Origin of the sequence: Paracoccus sp. (in: a-proteobacteria) (assembly GCF_032007265.1) — a bacterium.
Classification (GTDB): Bacteria; Pseudomonadota; Alphaproteobacteria; order Rhodobacterales; family Rhodobacteraceae; genus Paracoccus.
The window spans coordinates 39,893-58,545 of sequence record NZ_DALZMB010000003.1 but is presented as its reverse complement, the minus strand read 5'-3'; the positions used below and the strand labels follow the sequence as shown (position 1 = coordinate 58,545).

The following is an 18,653-nucleotide window of genomic DNA, read 5'->3' as shown; positions in this document are numbered from 1 at the left end:
CAGATGCCTCGCAGATGCCTCGCAGATGCCTCGCAGATGCCTCGCAGATGCCTCGCAGATGCCTCGAAAGGGCAAGCCCGGCCGCGGTTCAGATGCAACTAGAAACGATCCAGCAGGCGCCCCAAATAATCGCGTTCGTCTTGCGCGCGGTCCCGGTCGCCCAGTCGGCGGCGGATTTCATCCAATAGCCCGCGCGCCTCTTGTTGGGGATCGACACCTTCAGCCAGCGGATCGCCATTGGTGATCGTATTGCCCTGCCCCGACAGCTGACGCCCCAGCGGATCGGTGCCGGGCTGGCGCGAATAGGGCAGAGCAAGACCACGCTCGCCACGCTGATCCCCCGAGGGGCCCGCAGGACCATCTTGGCCCTGTTGTTGGCCCGGCTGACCCGATTGCTGGCCCTGTTGTTGGGCCATCATATCGCCCAATGCGCGCATACCCTCGCGCATGGATTGGATCGCTTCGGCCTGACGCTCCATTGCGCCGACCGAATCGCCCTCGCGCAATGCCTGTTCGGCCTCGTCCATCGCGCGGCCTGCCTGATCCAGTTGACGCGCCGCCTGATCGCCCCCGGCACTGCCCTGCCCCGGAAGCAGCCCGCGCTGACGCCCCAAAGCATCGCGCAGTTCGCGCTGACGGTCGGCGAAGCTGCCACCACCCTGCTGTGCGCCGCCACCGCTGGGCCCCTGGGCGCCCTGCTGGCCCTGCTGACCTTGTTGGCCTTGCTGACCCGGCGCGTCCTGCTGGCCCTCTTGCCCAGACTGACCTTGCGGATTTTCTTGATCTTGCTGATTTTGCTGGCCAAACGGGTCTTGCATGAACTGATTTTGCAAATCGCGCATGATCTCATCCGACAGCTTTTGCTGGTCGCGCAGGGTTTCAGCCAGACGGTTCAGCGGCCGCTGGCGCCCGGCGCCATTGGGATCGTTGGTCTTTGAAACCTGAAGATTTTCCATCATGCGGTTGAACTGCTCAAGCAGCTCTTGCGCCTCGGCCATCCGGCCCTCGTTCATCAGGCGCTGGATCTCATCCATCATCTTCTGGATCTGATCGCCGCTGATCTGCTGGCGATCCTGTTTGGGCGAGCGGTCGAATTTCTGCGCCGGGTCTTCGCCTTTTTCGGCCAGCATATCGGTATAGGCGTCGGTGGCCTTGCGCAGCTCATCCATCAGGCGCTGAACCTCGTCAGGGCTGGCGCCATTGCGGATGGCCTCGGACAGGCGTTGCTGGGCTTTTTGCATCCGTTCCAGCGCATCTGACAGCCCCCCGTCCTCAAGGGCGATTGCCGCATCCCAAAAGAGCTGCGCCAGATCATCGCGGGTCTTATCGCTTAACGGGCCGCTTTCCAGCACCGAGATCGCGGCCTGGGCCTTGGCCTTCAGGGCGGCGTCCATCAAATCATCCGGCTGCCAGGCAATGGCCCGCAAGATCTGAGCACTGCGCAAGCGATTGTCGCGCGACCAAAGCAGATCGCGGCGCAGTTCGATCAGACTGGCGGCCAGCGGGTCGAAAAAGCGCCGGCCCGCCAGAATGGTATGCATCGGATCGGACTGACCCTGCTGTTCGATCCCGTCCAAGACCTCGAGGCGGACAATGACGGGCAGATTGGCCCAAGGGTGGCGCGACAGATCCGCCACCAGCTGACCCCGGACTTCTTTGCGTGTCCCGGTCGCGGGCAAGGGCAGATCCAACTTGATCTCATCGCGCGTCTCGGGGGCCAGCTGCAGGCCAAAGCGGCGATCAACCGCAGCCAGATCCAGCGAAATGATGGCTTTGCCCGCCGTGATCCCGTTGTCATCGCTGGCCGAGAATTCCTGCACCAAGCGGCCATCCGCGCGCCGCGTCGGCGCCGAGCCCGCTTGGACCATGGGCGCAGCATCGGGCTGAACGGTCACGCTAAATCGGCGGCCCGTCACCTCGATCACGCCGTCATGTTCAGCGATGAATTCGGGCGCTTTGGGATCAGCGGCCCCAGCGTTGGCCGCTTTGGGATCGGGCGTTTCGGGATCGGGCGTTTGGGAGACGAGAGGCCCCTTTTGCGGATCACCGTCAAGCGCGGGGCCGATGTTTTGCGTCACAGAGGCGTCTTCGCCATAAAGCCGAAAGCTGATCTTGCTGCCTTTGGGCAGGACCAGCACATCATCGACAGGCAGCGCGTTCAGATAGATTGTCGGGCGACGCGTATAGGCGGGCGGCTCGGCCCAGCCTTCCCAGCCGGGGCCAGATTGCACCGTCGCCACCGCGGCGGCAGGGGGGCGCAGGCTGGCCGCAAGCGCCGAGACACCCTGACCGATCTCGCCTGACGGGGCAAAGAACAACACCATGGCAAGGGCCGTCAGCCCGACCAGCCGCAAGCCGAACGGATCGCGCGGCGCCAATTCGGCATCGGGGCGAATCGGGCGGGCCTGCTCGGCCTGCGCACGCATGCGGGCCAGATGGGCGCTCCACAGTGCCTGTGCGCCCTCATCCCCCTCGCCCAAAGCCATCTGATCGCCCAAAGCCGCAAGCGGACGTCCCGGCAGATCAGCATCGACGCGCGCGCGCGCCGCATCAAGGCTGGGCCTGCGAAAGCGCCACAGACCCCAGCCCGCGGTCCCCAGCACCGCCAAAACCGCGCAAGCCGCCACAAGGATCAGCCAGTTGCGCCCCAGCCCTGCAATCAGGCCAAAGGACAAAGCCACCAGCGTCAGCGCCACGACCACAAGCAAAGGCCAAAAAGCACGCGCCAGCTGCTCCCAGACCATGCCCGCACGGGTCAGGCCAATGGCATAGGCCACGCGACGGCTGTCACCGTGGTCCGGCTTTGGCTTGCCTTGATCTGAAGGGGCTAAACTCATGCCCGGCGCATTTCCCTTTTACGTCTGAGGCGACTATTCCATGAGGAACGACAGGGAACAAGCGCGGCGATCCATGCCGCGCTGTCAGGTCATTGTTTGGCAAATGCCCGGCAATATCAGTCCTGTTTGGTCATCCAATCCGGGATTTGATCGCGAGAAATCAGTTCTTCGACGCTGGGTCGGGCGCGGATGACAGCGAATTGATCGCCCGAAACCAGAACCTCGGGGACCAGCGGGCGGGTGTTATATTCCGATGCCATCACCGCACCATATGCCCCGGCCGACCGGAAGGCGACCAGATCACCCTGAGCCAGACGGTTCAGTTGCAGCCCCTTTTCAAAGGTATCGCCAGTTTCGCACACCGGACCCACCACATCAAAAGCCGCAACCTCGGCGCCAAGGGCGGGTTCGATCACCGGGACAATATCGTGATGCGCACCATACATCGCCGGTCGCATCAGATCGTTCATCGCCGCGTCAAGGATCAGGAAATCGCGCCCCTCGCCTTCCTTGAGATAGATCACCGAGGACAACAAAATCCCCGCATTCCCCGAGATATTGCGGCCCGGTTCGATCTCGATCTCGCAGCCCAGATCGCCGACGGTGTCGCGGATGACCTGTCCATATTCAATCGGCAGCGGCGGGGCGTTATTGTCGCGGCGATAAGGAATCCCAAGGCCGCCCCCCATATCAAGACGGGTGATCTTATGCCCATCTTCGCGCAGCTGACGGGTCAGCGCAGCCATTTTGGTATAGGCTTCGCGGAAAGGCTCCAATTCGGTCAATTGGCTGCCGATATGCATATCCACACCCACGACCTGAATGCCCGGCAAGCTGGCGGCATAGGCATAGACCGCGCGGGATTTGGCGATCGGAATACCGAATTTGTTGTCGGATTTCCCGGTGGCGATTTTCTCGTGTGTATGGGCATCGACATCGGGATTGACGCGCAAGGCAATCGGCGCCGTCACCCCCATGCTGCTCGCCACCCGCGAGAGCAGTTCAAGCTCGGGCTCGGATTCGACGTTGAATTGGCGAATGCCGCCTTCAAGGACCTGCCGCATCTCGGCCTCGGTCTTGCCCACGCCCGAAAAGACGATGCGATCACCGGGAACGCCTGCAGCTTTGGCACGGGCATATTCCCCGCCCGAAACCACATCCATGCCTGCACCGAGATATGCCAAAACCTTCAGAACGGCGACGTTCGAGTTCGATTTGACAGCGAAACAGATCAGGTGATCGGTCCATTCCAGCGCCTTTTGGAACTGCTGGAAATGGCGGGTCAAGGTTGCGGTCGAATAGACATAGACCGGGGTGCCCACGGCCTTTGCGATACGCGACAGCGGCACGTTCTCGGCGCAAAGAACGCCATCGATATAATTGAAATGGTCCATCAGGCGATCCTGCGAGAACGGATGAAAAGATAGAGAGGCAGCGCGCAGCCGATCCCCAGCCACAAGGCCGGTAACGTCAAAAACGCGGCCCAGTTGCGCCGTATCGTCGTTTCAATCAGGCACCACAAGCCCAGAACCACAAGGCCCAGCCCTTCGGTGGATCGCAGCGGTGCCTGCGACATCAGGCCAAGCACCGCACCGACAAGCGCCAGCCCCAACCAGACCAGCCGCAGCGGCGTCAACTCAAAGGGTAGAGACGACACCGATGCGGGCCTCGCCACTGACCGACAGCCCCGGCGGCGGGTTGTCTTGTTGCGGACCCGGACGAACCGGCGGGCCATCGACGCCGCAAGCGCCAAGGGCCAAAAGCGCGATCAGGGGCAATAGCTTCATGCGAGGATCTCTTTCCAGCGAGCGATCTGTTTGCGCACCTGATCGGGGGCGGTGCCGCCATAGCTTTGACGCGAGGCAACCGAATTATGCACGCCCAGAACCGTAAAGATATCCTCGGTAATCGCGGGATTGACCGATTGCATCTCGTCCAGCGTCAGATCGGGCAGATCGATGCCCTGTTTCTCGGCCATCGCAACCAGCGTGCCTGTCACGTGATGCGCATCGCGGAACGGCAGGCCCGCCTCACGCACCAGCCAATCGGCCAGATCGGTCGCGGTCGAGAAGCCCGAACCGGCAGCGGCCTCGAGCTTGTCGCGGTTCGCCGTCAGATCGGTCAGCATCCCCGACATCGCGGCCAGTGCCAGCATCAGGTGGTCCGCCGCGTCAAAGACTTGTTCCTTATCTTCCTGCATGTCCTTGGAATAGGCCAGCGGCAGCCCCTTCATCACCACGAACAACGCGACCGCCGCCCCCAGGATGCGCCCGATTTTGGCGCGGATCAGCTCGGCTGCATCGGGGTTTTTCTTTTGCGGCATGATCGACGAGCCAGTCGAGAAACGGTCCGACAAAGTGACAAAGCGGAACTGGGCCGAGGACCAGATCACCAGCTCTTCGGCCAGACGCGACAGGTGGACCGCGCAGATCGCGGCCGAAGACAGGAATTCCAGCGCGAAATCACGATCCGAGACCGCATCAAGGCTGTTGGCCATCGGGCGATCGAAACCCAAGGCCGCAGCAGTGGCATGGCGGTCGATCGGGAAGCTGGTCCCCGCCAAAGCCGCCGCACCCAAGGGTGATTCGTTCATGCGCTTGCGCGCATCCTCGAAGCGCGACTTGTCGCGGCCAAACATCTCGACATAGGCCATCATATGGTGGCCCCATGTCACCGGCTGGGCGGTTTGCAGATGGGTAAAGCCCGGCATCACCCAATCGGCGCCCTTTTCGGCCTGCGACAAAGCAGCGCGGATCAGCTGGTCCAGCCCCGCGATCACCGCATCCGCCTGATCGCGGACCCAAAGGCGAAAATCGGTCGCGACCTGATCATTGCGCGAACGCGCCGTGTGCAGGCGCCCTGCGGGTTCGCCGATGATCTCTTTCAGTCGCGATTCCACGTTCATATGGATGTCTTCCAGCGCGGTTTTGAAAGGGAAATCGCCGGCCTCGATCTCTGACAAGACCGTGAGCAGCCCTTCCCCGATCGCCTTCTCGTCGCTAGTGGAGATGATACCCGTCGCGGCCAGCATCGCGGCATGGGCGCGAGAGCCGCGGATATCCTGCGCGTAAAGCCTTTGGTCGAAACCGATCGAGGCATTGATCGCCTCCATGATCGCATCCGGTCCGGCGGCAAATCGACCGCCCCACATTGCGTTCGCCGTAGTGTCGGGCGCGGTGTTGTTGGACTGGTCGGTCATATCTTACCCTTCGGAGGTCACATGCTTCGTTCGCTTCTGCTTTATACGGCGCTGGTATTCGGTGCAAATGCCGCAACGGCCGGAGAGATCGACTTCGATGCCGCCCATGCCAATGGTTTGGCAAAATTGACGGCTGTGGATCGCACCGAGATACCCGATGCGGTCTTTTTCGACCCCGAGGGCGGCGAGCATCGCTTGCAAGATTATGCAGGCAAGGTCGTGATGTTGAACTTTTGGGCGACATGGTGCGCGCCCTGCCGCGAAGAGATGCCCTCGCTAGATCAGCTGCAAGCCGAGCTGGGCGGCGATGATTTTCAGGTCGTGACCTTGGCCACAGGACGCAACCCCCTGCCCGCCATCGAGAAATTCTTCGAGGAAACCGGCGTCACCAACCTGCCCATCCTGCTGGACCCCAAGCAGCAGGTGGCACGCCCGATGGGGGTGATGGGCATGCCCGTCACCGTGCTGATTGACCGCGAGGGCCGTGAACGTGCCCGCCTGATCGGCGGCGCGGATTGGGCAAGCGAGGCCTCGAAACAGGTTATCCGCGAGCTGCAAGCGCCCTGACCGGCGCACGCGAATGGCACGTGGTCAGGTGGTCATTCACCAGCCCACAAGCCTGCATGAACGCATAACAGATCACCGGACCGCAGAATTTAAAGCCATGCTTTTTAAGCGATTTTGACATGGCTTCGGATTCGGCGGTCTTGGTGGGCACTTGCGAAATCAGCTGAAATTCATTCTGAATCGGTTGGCCGCCAACGAATCCCCACAGATAGGGCGAAAATCCTTCGCGCGATTCGATCTCGAGATAGGCGCGCGCATTGGTGATTGTCGCCTCGATCTTGCCGCGATGACGAATAATGCCGGGATTGCTTAATGCAGCGGCCACCTCGGCCTCGCCCCAATTCGCGATGCGCTGGGGATCAAACCCTTCGAAAACCTCGCGAAAGCTGTCGCGTTTGCGCAGGATGGTGATCCAGCTCAAACCGGCCTGAAACCCGTCCAGGATCAGCTTTTCCCACAGGCTGCGGCTGTCGAATTCGGGCACGCCCCATTCATGGTCGTGATAATCCGTGTAAATCGGCTCGGTCCCGCACCAGTCGCAGCGCTGAGTCATATTGGGTTAACCTCGATTCTAGATAGCCTATCCATTTTTACCGCGATTAAGGGAAAATCCGCCAGTCTGCGTTGAATTGGTAAGGAGTCCCATCATGTCCACCACCCTCATCCCTTCCGGGGGAAGAAGCTCGCCTTTGGACTTTGTCATCGATCACCAGGCTCGCAAAACTTTGGAAACCGTGCAGCAAGCGATCCAAAGACGCGACGCCGTACTGGCCTTTCAACCCGTGGTTCAATCCGACCGCCCAAACCGCGTCGCCTTTTATGAGGGGCTGATTCGCGTGATGGATGAGGCTGGCCGTTTCATCCCGCTTCGGGATTTCATGCCTCAGGCCGAAACCAGAGAATTGGGTCGGCAGATCGATTGCGTTTCCTTGTCATTGGGCCTGAAGGCCCTGGCCGAAGAGCCCGCTTTGCGGCTGTCGATCAATATGTCGGCCCGCTCGATCGGCTATCCCGAATGGATCAGAACCCTGCGCGAGGGGATCAGCCAGGATCCACGAATCGCCGAGCGCATGATCCTGGAAATCACCGAAAGCTCGGCCATGGACATGCCGACGGTGGTCAACCGCTTCATGAGCGAATTGCAAGATCACGGCGTCAGCTTTGCCTTGGACGATTTCGGCGCAGGCTATACATCGTTCAGATATCTGCGTGATTTCAGTTTTGACATGATCAAGATCGACGGTCGCTTCATCCGCGAGATCGCGGATCACCCCGATAATCAGGTTCTGACACGCGCGCTTCAGACCATTGCCCATCACTTCGATATGTTCACCGTCGCGGAATCCGTCGAGACCGCAGAGGATGCGGCCTATCTGATCGATATCGGCATCGACTGCATGCAGGGTTTCTATTTCGGCGCCCCCACCATCGTGCCGCCTTGGCGCTCGCCGACCGCGGCCGCGAATCGAAGCTGACCCCGCCAGCGGCAACATAAGCGACATTTCAGACTTTCGGGGCAGCCCGACCTTGACCTTGGGCAAACAAAAAGGATCACTTGGTCTAGAGGTACCGGGATTGCCCCGGCTGATGAATTGAGGAGTTCCTATCTATGACCAAGGCCGTCATCGTTTCCGCCGCCCGCACCCCCGTGGGCAGCTTCATGGGCGCATTCGCGCATATCCCTGCCCATGATCTAGGTGCGGCTGTTCTGCGCGCCGTGGTCGAACGTGCCGGCATTGACCCCGCCGAGGTCAGTGAAACCATTCTGGGTCAGGTGCTGACCGCAGCTCAGGGCCAGAACCCCGCCCGCCAGGCTCATATCAAAGCCGGCCTGCCTCAGGAATCGGCCGCATGGCTGATCAATCAGGTCTGCGGCTCGGGGCTGCGCTCGGTCGCGCTTGCGGCCCAGCAGGTCATCTTGGGGGATGCAACCATCGTCGCTGCAGGCGGTCAGGAATCGATGTCGCTCTCCACCCATGCAGCCTATCTGCGCGCGGGGCAGAAAATGGGCGATATGCAGATGATCGACACCATGATCCGCGATGGCCTGTGGGACGCTTTCAACAACTATCACATGGGTCAGACCGCCGAGAATGTCGCCGAAAAATGGGGCATCTCGCGCGAAGAGCAGGATAAATTCGCCGTTGCCTCGCAAAATAAGGCCGAGGCGGCTCAGGCTGCGGGTAAGTTCGCCGACGAAATCGTACCCTATATCGTGAAAACCAAAAAAGCCGAAATCTCGATCAGTGCCGATGAATATATCCGTCACGGCGCCACGATCGAGGCGATGGAGAAGCTGCGTCCAGCCTTTACCAAAGACGGCAGCGTCACGGCGGGCAACGCATCGGGGCTAAATGACGGCGCGGCCGCCGTCCTGGTCATGACCGAAGAAGAGGCCGCGCGCCGTGGCCTGACCCCGCTTGCAAGGATCGCCTCTTATGCGACCGCCGGGCTTGACCCTGCGATCATGGGCACCGGCCCGATCCCGGCCAGCCGCAAGGCGCTTGCCAAAGCAGGTTGGTCGGTCGCCGATCTGGATCTGGTCGAGGCGAACGAAGCCTTTGCCGCGCAGGCCTGCGCCGTGAATAAGGAAATGGGCTGGGACCCCTCTATCGTCAACGTCAATGGCGGCGCGATTGCGATCGGCCATCCGATCGGGGCCTCGGGCTGCCGCGTCCTGAACACACTTCTCTTTGAAATGAAGCGTCGAGACGCCAAAAAAGGCCTGGCTACCTTGTGCATCGGCGGCGGCATGGGTGTCGCCATGTGCCTAGAGCGCCCATAAAATTTGAAAGCTGCTCGCAATTATATTGCGAGCAGCTGGTCGTTCGGGCAATCTAATTACCTAAGCAAATGTTACCTGAGGGGGGAGAAATATGAGCAAGGTCGCCATTGTCACGGGGGGCTCACGCGGAATTGGGGCCGCAATCTCGAAGGCATTAAAGGATGCCGGCTATACCGTTGCCGCGATCTACGCCGGTAATGACGATGCCGCAAAAGCCTTTACCCAAGAGACCGGGATCAAGACCTATAAATGGTCAGTGGCGGATTATGATGCCTGCGTCGCGGGGATCAAACAGGTGGAAGATGAGTTGGGGCCGGTTGCGGTTCTGGTTAACAACGCCGGAATTACCCGCGACGGCATGTTCCACAAGATGACTGTCCAACAATGGAAAGAGGTCATCGATACCAACCTGAACGGCCTGTTCAATATGACCCAACCGGTCTGGTCGGGGATGCGTGACCGCAAATTCGGCCGCGTCATCAACATCAGCTCGATCAATGGCCAAAAGGGCCAAGCGGGTCAGGCCAATTACTCGGCCGCAAAAGCAGGTGACATCGGCTTTACGCGCGCATTGGCCCAAGAAGGGGCACGCGCTGGCATTACCGTCAATGCGATCGCGCCCGGGTATATCGGCACAGAGATGGTTCGCGCGATTGACGAAAAGGTTCTGAATGAGCGGATCATCCCGCAAATTCCGGTCGGCCGACTGGGCGAGCCCGAGGAAATCGCCCGCGCAGTGGTCTTTTTGGCAGCGGACGATGCGGGCTTTATCACCGGCTCGACCATCAGCGCGAACGGCGGACAGTTCTTCTCTTAACCCGCGGTCGCGCCATCCGGCCATCACTGGGCAACGGATGGCGCAAACCGGACCTGCCACAGCAGCTCAGATCTTTGCGTGAAAACCGCCGATCTTTGCCGAAAAAACAGATCGGCCTTGGCTAAAAAACACGACGGCCCGCAGTGATCTGCGGGCCGCTGAAGTTCGTGCCTCTTGGTCGCGCGCGTCAGTGCGACAGTCGGGTAATCTCCTCCTTCAATCGCATTTTCTCCTTTTTCATCCTCGCAATGCTGAGATTATCAATACCGGGAGAGCGTTCAGCAGCCTCGACTGCCTGGGCCAGCGATTGATGTTTGCGGCGAAGTTCCTCCACATGGGAAGCTACCGTCATGTCGTCCTCCTTCATAAAACCAGTCGAACATCCCGAGTTCAGCATAGTTTCATGATTCTGTCACCGGGTTTTCACATCCCTCAATGCCAGCCCCATCCCGTCACGCAAAACCGCGCGCGCCTCTGCGGTTAAATCCTCAGCATCTTGAATATGCTTGGAATTTCCGTGCATGACGAATGGCGCCAGCAGCCGCAACGGCCCATTTGCGCCTTTGCGGGCGGTCACGATAATGCGACCTGCCTCGCGTCCACTGCGCGCAGAAATAGGTAAAACTGTAATCGCCCCCGCGCCGCCGCCATGCAGCGCAGCAAGAACTTCGGCCAATCTATCCGCGCGCTGGATCAACGTCAGATGCCCTTTGGGGCGCAATCGTTTCAGCCCGACCGCTATCCATAGATCAAGCGCTGTCGCCTCGTGACGCGCCACCCCTCTGCCCGCATCCGGGGCCAAAGTCCCCCCAAGAAAGTAGGGAGGATTAGCGATGACATGATCAAAGCTCAGTTGACGTAAATCCGGGGGCATTGCCGCCAGATCGCCACAAAAGATTTGGGCATCCAGCTGATTGGCTGCGGCATTTGCTTTGGCAATTTCAGCGTAATCGGCTTGCAGCTCGAGCCCTGCCAGCTGCAGTTCGGGCACGCGTCGCCCCAAACACAGCAAGGCGACCCCGACACCGCAGCCCAGCTCAAGCACAGATTGGCCGGGCAAGGCAGGGCAGGCAGCCGCCAGCATCACCGCATCCGCCCCCGAGAAATACCCCCCCAGCGGCTGTGCAATCCTTAGCCTTCCATCCAAAAATCGGTCCATCCGCACCTGTCGGCCCGCGATTTCGACGGACGCGGTTTCAGATAGGGGCGGGTCAGGGAATAAGGTCATGATCTCGCAAAATCGCAGCTGCTAGGAAATGGTCGCGATCAGCAACCATCAGTCGGCGCGGCAAAATCCCAAGCGAGCCTTCCAGCACGCTCATGTATTGATCGAAGGCGAATGCCAAGATGCCTTCCTGCGCCAAAAGATCGGTCGCGCGGGTCACAAGCAGGGGGTCGGTGGTTCGCAGGATTTCCTTCATCACCACAAAAGACTAAGCGGAGGTTGCGAAACTGTCCATTGCGTGGCAATTGCTGGCTGCGAAAGGGGTGGCAGATGGGTATGAACGAAAACGTCTCCAAGCCGTTGGATCAGCTTTTAGAGCTGCTGGCCGAGGATATGGACGCTGTCGCGACGCTTTTAAGCGAGCGGATGTTCAGCGCACATGCACCACGCATCCCCCAGGTGACCGCCCATCTGATCGATGCCGGCGGCAAGCGCCTGCGCCCGCTGCTGACGGTCGCGGCGGCGCGGCTGTTTGGCTATCAGGGCCAGCACCACCAGCTTTTGGCCGCGACGGTCGAATTCATTCACACGGCGACGCTTCTGAATGATGATGTCGTCGCTGAAAGTACCTAGCGCCGCAATCGACCGACAGCGAACCTGCTATGGGACAATAAATCCAGCGTTCTGGTTGGTGATTATCTGTTCAGCCGCAGCTTTCAGCTGATGGTCGAGACCGACAATATGCGCGTGATGTCGATTCTGGCCAATGCCAGCGCGACGATTGCCGAGGGTGAGGTGCTGCAGCTGACCGCAGCTCAGGATCTTAAGACGGACGAATCGATCTATCTTCAGGTCGTGCGCGGCAAGACCGCGGCGCTGTTTTCGGCGGCAACCGAGGTTGGCGCCGTGATTGCCGGTGCCAGCGAGGATCAGATCCGCGCTTTGTTTGAATATGGCGATGCTCTGGGCATTGCGTTCCAGATTGTTGACGACCTGCTGGATTACGGCGGCTCTAGCGAGACAATCGGCAAGAACACCGGCGATGATTTCCGTGAACGCAAACTGACCTTGCCTGTGATCAAGGCCGTCGCCAAAGCCGACGAGGCTGAACGCGCCTTTTGGGTACGCACCATTGAAAAGGGCGACCAGCGCGAGGGCGATCTGGAAGAGGCCATGCGCATCATGAACCGACATGCCGCATTGGCCGAGGCACGTCAGGACGCGCTGAACTGGTCCGCACGTGCGCGCAGCGCGCTGGCGCCCCTGCCCCCCAGCCAACTGCGTGATCTGCTGATCAATCTTGCTGATTTCGTGACCGCCCGCGTCGCCTGAAACTGCGCGGGCTGAAACCAGCCATTTCATGGCCCTGGGCGCGCACACGCGGCCTGTTGTCATGGTCGGAGATGGCTGGCGTTTGGCGATGCTCCGCCGATTTTTCCAGACGCTGTTCAACCGCCGATCACGGCTAGGTCAGGCAGGTTCTCAAGCTTTGTTTCTTCATGTATGGTCCTGCCAAAGGCCGGACATAATCGGCCGTGCAGGAAAACAGGCATGAAGAAACCGACGGGCAGCAACCGCATTGTTGCGGAAAAACGCCAATTCGCCGAGAAACAAGCCAAAGAGCAACGTTCGCCCCGCAAGCAGCCTCGCAAGAGCCGCAAACGGGTCGGCAGTGCCGTATCTGGCGGAATCGTGGGCTTTATCCTGCTGATCTGGCGGGTGATCTGGGGATCGGTCTGGCGTCTGGGCCTGACCCTGTTCCTGATCCTATTCGCAGCCAGCTTCTATTATTACAGCACATTGCCCGAGGCCTCGGCGCTGTTTGATGGCCGGGCGCGCGGCTCGGTCACGATGCTGGACACTGACGGGCGCGTCTTTGCCTGGCGCGGCGAAACATTTGGCATGGTCAGCGCCGACAAAATCGCGCCCGCGCTGAAAAGTGCTGTGGTCGCCACCGAGGACAAGCGCTTTTACCGCCATTTGGGCGTGGACCCGCAGGGTGTGGCCAGCGCGATCAAGATCAACCTGTCTCAGGGGCGCGGTGCGTTGCAGGGCAACGGCGGCTCGACCATCACCCAACAGGTGTCCAAGCTGCTGTGTCTGGGCGAGGCATTTGACCCGATCAAATGGAAGTCCGAATCCGAATACGAGGCCGAGTGCCGCAAATCCTCGATCTGGCGCAAGATCAAGGAAATCCCGTATTCGCTGGCAATGGAGGCCAAATACTCCAAGGACGAGATCCTGAACATCTATATGAACCGCTCGTATCTTGGGGCTGGGGCACGTGGATTTGAGGCCGCAAGCCAGCGTTATTTCGACAAGCCCGCCAGCGATGTCACCCCTTCCGAGGCAGCCATGCTGGCCGGTCTGCTGAAAGCACCCAGCTATTTCGCGCCGACGGCCGATCTGCAACGCTCGCAGGACCGGGCGACGGTAATCTTGGGGCTGATGCATGATCAGGGCTATCTTGATGATGCCCAATATAATGATGCCAAAGCTCATCCGGCGGTCCTGTCCAAAGCGGCGGCCGCGCGTGCGGGCGGCTATTTCGCAGATTGGGTGATGGAATCGGGGCCGGGCTTCCTGACCAGCGAAACCACCGAAGATGTGACGATTCAGACGACCTTTGATCAGCGCGTGCAACGGGCGGCGGAGCGCGCGATGAACCGCATCCTGAACGAAAAGCTGGCCAAGGGCTCGAAGGTTCAGGCGGGCGTCGTGGTGATGTCTGCCGATGGTGCGGTACGCGCAATGATTGGCGGGCGCGAAGGTGGGGTTGCGGGCGTCTTTAACCGCGCGACCCAAGCCAAGCGTCAGACCGGCTCGAGCTTCAAGCCCTTTGTCTATGCCGCCGCGCTGGATCAGGGCTATCGCCCCAATGACATGGTTTTGGACGGGCCGCTGACCATCAACGTCAAAGGTTCGGGCCCCTGGTCGCCGCAGAACTATACGCGCAACTATAAAGGCGAGGTCACGCTGACCAATGCGCTGGCGCAATCGCTGAACACCGCCACCATCCGCTTGCAGGAAATCGCAGGCCGGGACGCAGTGCGCCGCGTGGCCGAAGATTTCGGCTTTGCCCATAACCTTGCCAGCGGTCCGGCACTGGGTCTTGGGGTGTCCGAATCGACCCTGCTTGAGATGACGGGCGCTTATGCGGGCATCCGCAACGGCGGCTCGGCTGTGCGTCCCTATGGCCTGATCGAACTGCGCATCAAGGGCGATGATCAACCCCTGATCGGTCAGGCGGGCGGTATTGGCACCCGCGTGATTTCGCAAAACTCGGCCCGCGAATTGATCGGGATGATGAAACAGGTGATCGATCACGGCACGGGCGGTCGCGCCAAGCTGAAAGGCCGCGAGGCCGCTGGCAAGACCGGCACCACCTCGAGCTATCGCGATGCCTGGTTCATCGGCTTCACCGAGCAATATGTGACCGGCGTCTGGATGGGTTATGACGACAACACCCCGCTGAAAGGCGTGACGGGCGGCGGCCTTCCGGCCGAGATCTGGCAGGCCGTGATGACCGAAATCCATGACGGACTGCCCGCCGAACCGCTTGGTGGCTTTGCTCCCGACAGCGAACGTGCCGTTCCGCAGGTTGTCAGCTCGGGCAGCGACGGCGGCGCGATCGATCCCTTGGCCGCAGCGCTATCCGAGGCTTTGGGCCAGCCCAACCCTTCGGCCGGTGCGGGCAACCCCGACGCCGTTGCCCCGGATATGGGCGGCGAAAGCGGCACCTCGGATATTGGCACGGTCCCCAATGAAATCCCGCAATCCGAGGCGGGCCTTGCGCCCCGGACCGACGGCAGCACCATCAGCAGCGATGGCATGGATACAAACGCGGGCTTTAGCGAAGGGGTGATTGGCGCGGATACCGAAATGTCGCCGGGCTTTACCATGGATGGCGGTGTGGGCGATCAAAATGGCGAGGCCGTGCCAGAAGATGATCCCCTTGCCCGCGCCCTACGGGGGATCGAGGGGGTCTATTGACCCTTTCGCCCCCCCCGCATCACGTGACTTAGTGGTGCCAGTTTTCCGCAACAGGCCTTAGCCGGCCTGTTGCAAATCCGCCGTCAGCCCGGCCAGATCGCCATGACGGCGTGCCAGCATGGCCCCAATTTCCGTACGCTCCGAGGCCAGCATATTGATGCCCTCGATGATGATGTTGAAAAACCGGCTTTGCCCCGATTTATCCGACACGTGCCATTCCACCTCTAGGGGCGCGCGGCCCTTCAGAAAGGCAATCGAGGTCACCGCGTAAAAGCTTTTGACCTTATGCGCCTCTTTGACTTCGATCTTCGAGCCGATGAATTCGCGAAAGCGCTTGCCGTATTTCCGCCCGATATAGCCCTGAAACGCCGCCTTATAGGCCGCGAACTGTTGCGGGCTGGCCTGACGCGCCGCCGGGCCAAGCGCCGAGCGTGCAATGACATCGACATCGGCATAGCGCGCAAAGATCGCCTCGAAGTCGCGGTACATCTGCGCGCTTGGCGCGCCCGAGTTGATCACGCGATAGACCTGATCCAATGAGGTCTGAATCAGCGCGCGCGCCTCGTTGGTGTCAAGCGCTTGGGCTGGGCTGGCCGCGACGACAAGCGCCGCCCCCATCCATCCCAGAAAACCGCGCCGGGTTTCAGTCGGCATAAGGGTCAATTGCGTCTTCCTCTTGTCCTAGTTCATGCCTGCGATGTTGCAGATAGATCAGCCGTGTCTGGGCGTAGCTATCGGCGCTGTCGTGCAGCACGGAATCGACCGTATCACCAAACCGCGCCCGCGACGCCACTTTCGACACGGCTCGCGTCGCCAGATCGATCACATATTCGTCGCGGTTCAGCCATTGGCGCATCGGGTCGATCGTCAGATCAACCAGCTTGCCAGCAAGGTCACGTTCGGTCGAGGGGCCGATCAAAGGCAGCTCCAGATAGGCCCCTTCGGGGACGCCCCAGACCGCCAATGTCTCACCGAAATCGGTATCTTGCTCAGGCAAAGCGAAATCCGCCCCGGCCGGGTCCAGAAAACCACCCAAACCCAGGGTAGAGTTCACCAGAAAGCGAAAGGTGTTCTTTACCGCAGGCTCTGGCTTGGCCTGAAGCAGGTGATTGACGACTTTTCCCGGCAACGACAGATTCGCGCCAAAATTGCCAACCCCCGTAACCACGGCCTCGCCCAGCCCAGTTTTGGATGCGCCCGGCTGGCCCTTTGGCCCAGAAAGCCCCGAACTGACCGGCTTGATGACCTTGGCATCCAGCGCCGCGTTGAATTCATGGGATTTTCTATTGACCCGCTCATAGGGATCATGCGGCCCATCCCCGCGCGGCGCGGCCGAGCAAGATAAAAGCGCCGTGACTGACAAAAAGACTAGGATCGTGCGGTGCAAGGAATTGCTAACCTCCAGTTGATAGGACTGACGAGGCACAGACGAATCGCGGTAAGCGCTGGCCGTCACCCTATCTTTTAGGGGATAGTGAAAGAGACAAATCCGGGCAAGTGCGCCCTGATCAGCAAAGGGTTTCTGGCATGGTTACGCCGGCGGTGCGAATGGATGGGTATCAAGAACTTCGCAGCGCAAGGGGCGTCACCTGGCACCTTTTCCTGATTGTCGGGCTGTTTTCGGCCGTGGTGAACCTGCTGATGCTGACAGGGCCCTTGTTCATGCTTCAGGTATATGACCGTGTGCTGGCCAGCCGCTCGATCGAGACGCTGACCGCATTATTCGGCCTCGTCGTCTTTTTGTTTGTGATGATGGGCATTCTGGATCTGGCGCGTAACCGCGTGATGACCCGGGTCGCCGCACGCTTTCAAGAACGGCTCGAGGGGCGGGTTTTTGCCGCCGCGATGCAGGATGGTATCATTTCAGGCCAAGATGCGGCCACACGCGGTGGGATGCGCGATCTTGAGGCGGTGCAGCGCCTGATCGCCTCTCCGGTCCTGATGGCGCTTTTCGATCTGCCCTGGGCGCCATTTTTCCTTGCGGCGGTTTATCTGTTTCATCCCTTGCTGGGCGCTGTTGCAACATTCGGTCTGTTTGCGCTGGTCGTTTCTACCGTGCTTAACCAGATCCTTAGCAAAGCGCCCTTGCAGCAATCCTCGATCGCCGCGCAGGCCTCCGAGCGGATGTCGGACATGTTTCGCCAAGAGGGCGAAATCATCGGTGCGCTTGGCATGCGCGGCGCGGCCTTTTATCGCTGGCAAAACGCACGCGATCGCGCGACCGAGGCCACGATGCTGGGCAATGATCGCGCGGCCGGATTCACCGTCTTTTCCCGGACCTTTCGGCTGTTTTTACAAAGTGCCCTGCTGGCAGCCGGTGCCTGGCTTGTTCTGAAACAAGAGGTGACACCGGGGGCCATGATTGCATCCTCAATCCTGATGGGGCGCGCGCTTTCGCCCATCGAACAAGTGGTCAGTGGATGGCCCATGGTGCAGCGCGCGCAAGACGGCTGGCAGCGCCTGAGCGGACTTTTATCGCGCCGACCGCCTGTTGCCGCGCGCACGCCGCTGCCTCGCCCCGAGGCGTGGCTTGATGTGAACCAGATCACAGTCATTCCGCCGGGGCAAAACACGCCCACGCTGCGCGCGGTCTCGTTCACGCTGGGGCCAGGCCAGGCGCTTGGCGTCATTGGCCCCTCAGGGTCGGGCAAATCGACACTGGCGCGCGCCCTGATCAGCGCCTGGCCGATTGCCGCGGGCTCGATCCGGCTGGATGGGGCAACATTGGATCAGTTTGACCCGGATGTGCTGGGCAAGCTCATCGGATATTTGCCACAGCAGGTGACACTTTTTGATGGCACGATCGCCGAAAACATCGCACGCCTGTCGCCGACCCCAGATGCAAGACGCGTGGTCGCTGCGGCCCAGGCTGCGGCTGCCCATCAGATGATCCTCGACCTGCCTCTTGGCTATGACACGCCGTTGGCTCAGGCTGGGGGGCGCTTGTCAGGCGGCCAGATCCAGCGGATCGGCCTTGCCCGCGCCCTTTATGATGACCCGGTGCTTTTCGTTCTCGATGAGCCAAACTCGAATCTGGATAATGATGGCTCTGAGGCGCTAAATCTGGCGATCCGCAACATCAAGGCGCGCGGGGGGGCGGTGATCATCATGGCCCATCGGCCCGCCGCCATCAGCGAATGTGAATATCTGTTGGTTTTGGAACACGGCATGCGGCGCGCCTTTGGCCCTCGCGACGAGGTGCTGCGCTCGATGGTCAAAAATGCCGATGAAATCAATCGGGCGCATGGCAAAAGCGGGGGCGTCGTATGACAGAAAAGCAGCCCCCAACC

General features: G+C 60.6%; 17 protein-coding genes and 1 pseudogene. 7 read left to right on the top strand and 11 right to left on the bottom strand.

The window, feature by feature from the left end; all coding sequences use genetic code 11:
* Nucleotides 1-98: 98 nt before the first annotated feature.
* From RTS12_RS01565 to argH, 5 genes are all read right to left on the bottom strand, one after another.
* Nucleotides 99-2,837 (bottom strand): DUF4175 domain-containing protein, encoded by a 2,739-nt coding sequence (locus RTS12_RS01565; protein ID WP_312524816.1) that lies wholly within the window; start codon nucleotides 2,835-2,837, stop codon nucleotides 99-101.
* Between the two features lie 116 nt (nucleotides 2,838-2,953).
* On the bottom strand, nucleotides 2,954-4,231 hold the full coding sequence (gene lysA, locus RTS12_RS01560; protein WP_312524814.1) for a diaminopimelate decarboxylase: 1,278 nt from the start codon (nucleotides 4,229-4,231) through the stop codon (nucleotides 2,954-2,956).
* Nucleotides 4,231-4,494, bottom strand: a complete 264-nt coding sequence (locus RTS12_RS01555; protein WP_312524813.1) for a hypothetical protein — start codon at nucleotides 4,492-4,494, stop codon at nucleotides 4,231-4,233. The genes lysA and RTS12_RS01555 overlap by 1 nt, the downstream gene beginning before the upstream one ends.
* Nucleotides 4,475-4,624 (bottom strand): argininosuccinate lyase, encoded by a 150-nt coding sequence (locus RTS12_RS01550; RefSeq protein ID WP_312524811.1) that lies wholly within the window; start codon nucleotides 4,622-4,624, stop codon nucleotides 4,475-4,477. The genes RTS12_RS01555 and RTS12_RS01550 overlap by 20 nt, the downstream gene beginning before the upstream one ends.
* A complete protein-coding gene (gene argH, locus RTS12_RS01545; RefSeq protein ID WP_312524809.1) occupies nucleotides 4,621-6,036 on the bottom strand; it encodes an argininosuccinate lyase in 1,416 nt (471 codons plus the stop codon). The genes RTS12_RS01550 and argH overlap by 4 nt, the downstream gene beginning before the upstream one ends.
* A gap of 21 nt (nucleotides 6,037-6,057) precedes the next feature.
* Between argH and RTS12_RS01540 the strand changes: the two genes are divergently transcribed.
* Nucleotides 6,058-6,603 carry a TlpA disulfide reductase family protein gene (locus RTS12_RS01540; RefSeq protein ID WP_312524807.1) on the top strand — a complete coding sequence of 182 codons (546 nt, stop codon included), beginning with the start codon at nucleotides 6,058-6,060 and terminating at the stop codon, nucleotides 6,601-6,603.
* On the opposite strand, the gene RTS12_RS01535 is transcribed toward RTS12_RS01540, so the two are convergent.
* A complete protein-coding gene (locus tag RTS12_RS01535) occupies nucleotides 6,578-7,156 on the bottom strand; it encodes a DNA-3-methyladenine glycosylase I (RefSeq protein WP_312524805.1) in 579 nt (192 codons plus the stop codon). The genes RTS12_RS01540 and RTS12_RS01535 overlap by 26 nt on opposite strands.
* Nucleotides 7,157-7,250: 94 nt before the next feature.
* On the opposite strand from RTS12_RS01535, the gene RTS12_RS01530 reads away from it, so the two are divergent.
* The 3 genes from RTS12_RS01530 to phbB all read left to right on the top strand — a co-directional run bounded on the left by RTS12_RS01530 (nucleotide 7,251) and on the right by phbB (nucleotide 10,205).
* Nucleotides 7,251-8,078 (top strand): EAL domain-containing protein, encoded by an 828-nt coding sequence (locus RTS12_RS01530; RefSeq protein ID WP_312524804.1) that lies wholly within the window; start codon nucleotides 7,251-7,253, stop codon nucleotides 8,076-8,078.
* A gap of 134 nt (nucleotides 8,079-8,212) precedes the next feature.
* On the top strand, nucleotides 8,213-9,388 hold the full coding sequence (locus tag RTS12_RS01525) for an acetyl-CoA C-acetyltransferase (protein ID WP_312524802.1): 1,176 nt from the start codon (nucleotides 8,213-8,215) through the stop codon (nucleotides 9,386-9,388).
* Between the two features lie 91 nt (nucleotides 9,389-9,479).
* Nucleotides 9,480-10,205 carry an acetoacetyl-CoA reductase gene (phbB, locus tag RTS12_RS01520; RefSeq protein ID WP_312524800.1) on the top strand — a complete coding sequence of 242 codons (726 nt, stop codon included), beginning with the start codon at nucleotides 9,480-9,482 and terminating at the stop codon, nucleotides 10,203-10,205.
* Nucleotides 10,206-10,392: 187 nt separating this feature from the next.
* Here phbB and RTS12_RS01515 read toward each other — a convergent pair whose 3' ends face one another.
* From RTS12_RS01515 to RTS12_RS01505, 3 genes are read right to left on the bottom strand one after another with little or no spacing between them, the layout of a single operon-like run.
* On the bottom strand, nucleotides 10,393-10,557 hold the full coding sequence (locus tag RTS12_RS01515; protein WP_312524799.1) for a YdcH family protein: 165 nt from the start codon (nucleotides 10,555-10,557) through the stop codon (nucleotides 10,393-10,395).
* Nucleotides 10,558-10,617: 60 nt separating this feature from the next.
* Complete coding sequence (locus RTS12_RS01510) at nucleotides 10,618-11,364, bottom strand: tRNA1(Val) (adenine(37)-N6)-methyltransferase (protein WP_312524797.1); 747 nt, start codon at nucleotides 11,362-11,364, stop codon at nucleotides 10,618-10,620.
* A 52-nt stretch (nucleotides 11,365-11,416) separates the two neighbouring features.
* Nucleotides 11,417-11,626, bottom strand: coding sequence for a DUF2007 domain-containing protein (locus tag RTS12_RS01505; protein WP_312524795.1), 210 nt, complete (start codon nucleotides 11,624-11,626; stop codon nucleotides 11,417-11,419).
* A gap of 74 nt (nucleotides 11,627-11,700) precedes the next feature.
* Between RTS12_RS01505 and RTS12_RS01500 the strand changes: the two are divergent.
* Nucleotides 11,701-12,702 (top strand): annotated as a pseudogene (locus RTS12_RS01500) (polyprenyl synthetase family protein).
* Between the two features lie 219 nt (nucleotides 12,703-12,921).
* The gene (locus tag RTS12_RS01495) at nucleotides 12,922-15,363 is read left to right on the top strand and encodes a transglycosylase domain-containing protein (RefSeq protein ID WP_312524794.1); all 2,442 of its coding nucleotides are present in this window, start codon (nucleotides 12,922-12,924) and stop codon (nucleotides 15,361-15,363) included.
* A gap of 57 nt (nucleotides 15,364-15,420) precedes the next feature.
* On the opposite strand, the gene RTS12_RS01490 is transcribed toward RTS12_RS01495, so the two are convergent.
* Together RTS12_RS01490 and RTS12_RS01485 are read right to left on the bottom strand one after the other, a co-directional pair.
* Nucleotides 15,421-16,017, bottom strand: a complete 597-nt coding sequence (locus tag RTS12_RS01490; RefSeq protein WP_312524878.1) for an ABC transporter substrate-binding protein — start codon at nucleotides 16,015-16,017, stop codon at nucleotides 15,421-15,423.
* The gene (locus RTS12_RS01485; RefSeq protein ID WP_312524793.1) at nucleotides 16,007-16,750 is read right to left on the bottom strand and encodes a VacJ family lipoprotein; all 744 of its coding nucleotides are present in this window, start codon (nucleotides 16,748-16,750) and stop codon (nucleotides 16,007-16,009) included. Before RTS12_RS01485 ends, RTS12_RS01490 begins: the two co-directional genes overlap by 11 nt.
* Before the next feature lie 140 nt (nucleotides 16,751-16,890).
* Between RTS12_RS01485 and RTS12_RS01480 the strand changes: the two genes are divergently transcribed.
* The gene (locus RTS12_RS01480; protein WP_312524792.1) at nucleotides 16,891-18,633 is read left to right on the top strand and encodes a type I secretion system permease/ATPase; all 1,743 of its coding nucleotides are present in this window, start codon (nucleotides 16,891-16,893) and stop codon (nucleotides 18,631-18,633) included.
* Nucleotides 18,634-18,653: the final 20 nt, after the last annotated feature.

Bases quoted from the DNA above. Each gene is read 5' to 3' on its own strand.
- RTS12_RS01510 (WP_312524797.1), bottom strand. From the start codon at position 11,364: ATGGACCGATTTTTGGATGGAAGGCTAAGGATTGCACAGCCGCTGGGG.
- RTS12_RS01505 (WP_312524795.1), bottom strand. From the start codon at position 11,626: ATGAAGGAAATCCTGCGAACCACCGACCCCCTGCTTGTGACCCGCGCG.
- argH (WP_312524809.1), bottom strand. From the start codon at position 6,036: ATGACCGACCAGTCCAACAACACCGCGCCCGACACTACGGCGAACGCA.
- RTS12_RS01550 (WP_312524811.1), bottom strand. From the start codon at position 4,624: ATGAAGCTATTGCCCCTGATCGCGCTTTTGGCCCTTGGCGCTTGCGGC.
- RTS12_RS01525 (WP_312524802.1), top strand. From the start codon at position 8,213: ATGACCAAGGCCGTCATCGTTTCCGCCGCCCGCACCCCCGTGGGCAGC.
- phbB (WP_312524800.1), top strand. From the start codon at position 9,480: ATGAGCAAGGTCGCCATTGTCACGGGGGGCTCACGCGGAATTGGGGCC.
- RTS12_RS01490 (WP_312524878.1), bottom strand. From the start codon at position 16,017: ATGCCGACTGAAACCCGGCGCGGTTTTCTGGGATGGATGGGGGCGGCG.
- RTS12_RS01540 (WP_312524807.1), top strand. From the start codon at position 6,058: ATGCTTCGTTCGCTTCTGCTTTATACGGCGCTGGTATTCGGTGCAAAT.
- RTS12_RS01535 (WP_312524805.1), bottom strand. From the start codon at position 7,156: ATGACTCAGCGCTGCGACTGGTGCGGGACCGAGCCGATTTACACGGAT.
- RTS12_RS01565 (WP_312524816.1), bottom strand. From the start codon at position 2,837: ATGAGTTTAGCCCCTTCAGATCAAGGCAAGCCAAAGCCGGACCACGGT.
- RTS12_RS01480 (WP_312524792.1), top strand. From the start codon at position 16,891: ATGGTTACGCCGGCGGTGCGAATGGATGGGTATCAAGAACTTCGCAGC.
- lysA (WP_312524814.1), bottom strand. From the start codon at position 4,231: ATGGACCATTTCAATTATATCGATGGCGTTCTTTGCGCCGAGAACGTG.
- RTS12_RS01495 (WP_312524794.1), top strand. From the start codon at position 12,922: ATGAAGAAACCGACGGGCAGCAACCGCATTGTTGCGGAAAAACGCCAA.
- RTS12_RS01530 (WP_312524804.1), top strand. From the start codon at position 7,251: ATGTCCACCACCCTCATCCCTTCCGGGGGAAGAAGCTCGCCTTTGGAC.
- RTS12_RS01515 (WP_312524799.1), bottom strand. From the start codon at position 10,557: ATGACGGTAGCTTCCCATGTGGAGGAACTTCGCCGCAAACATCAATCG.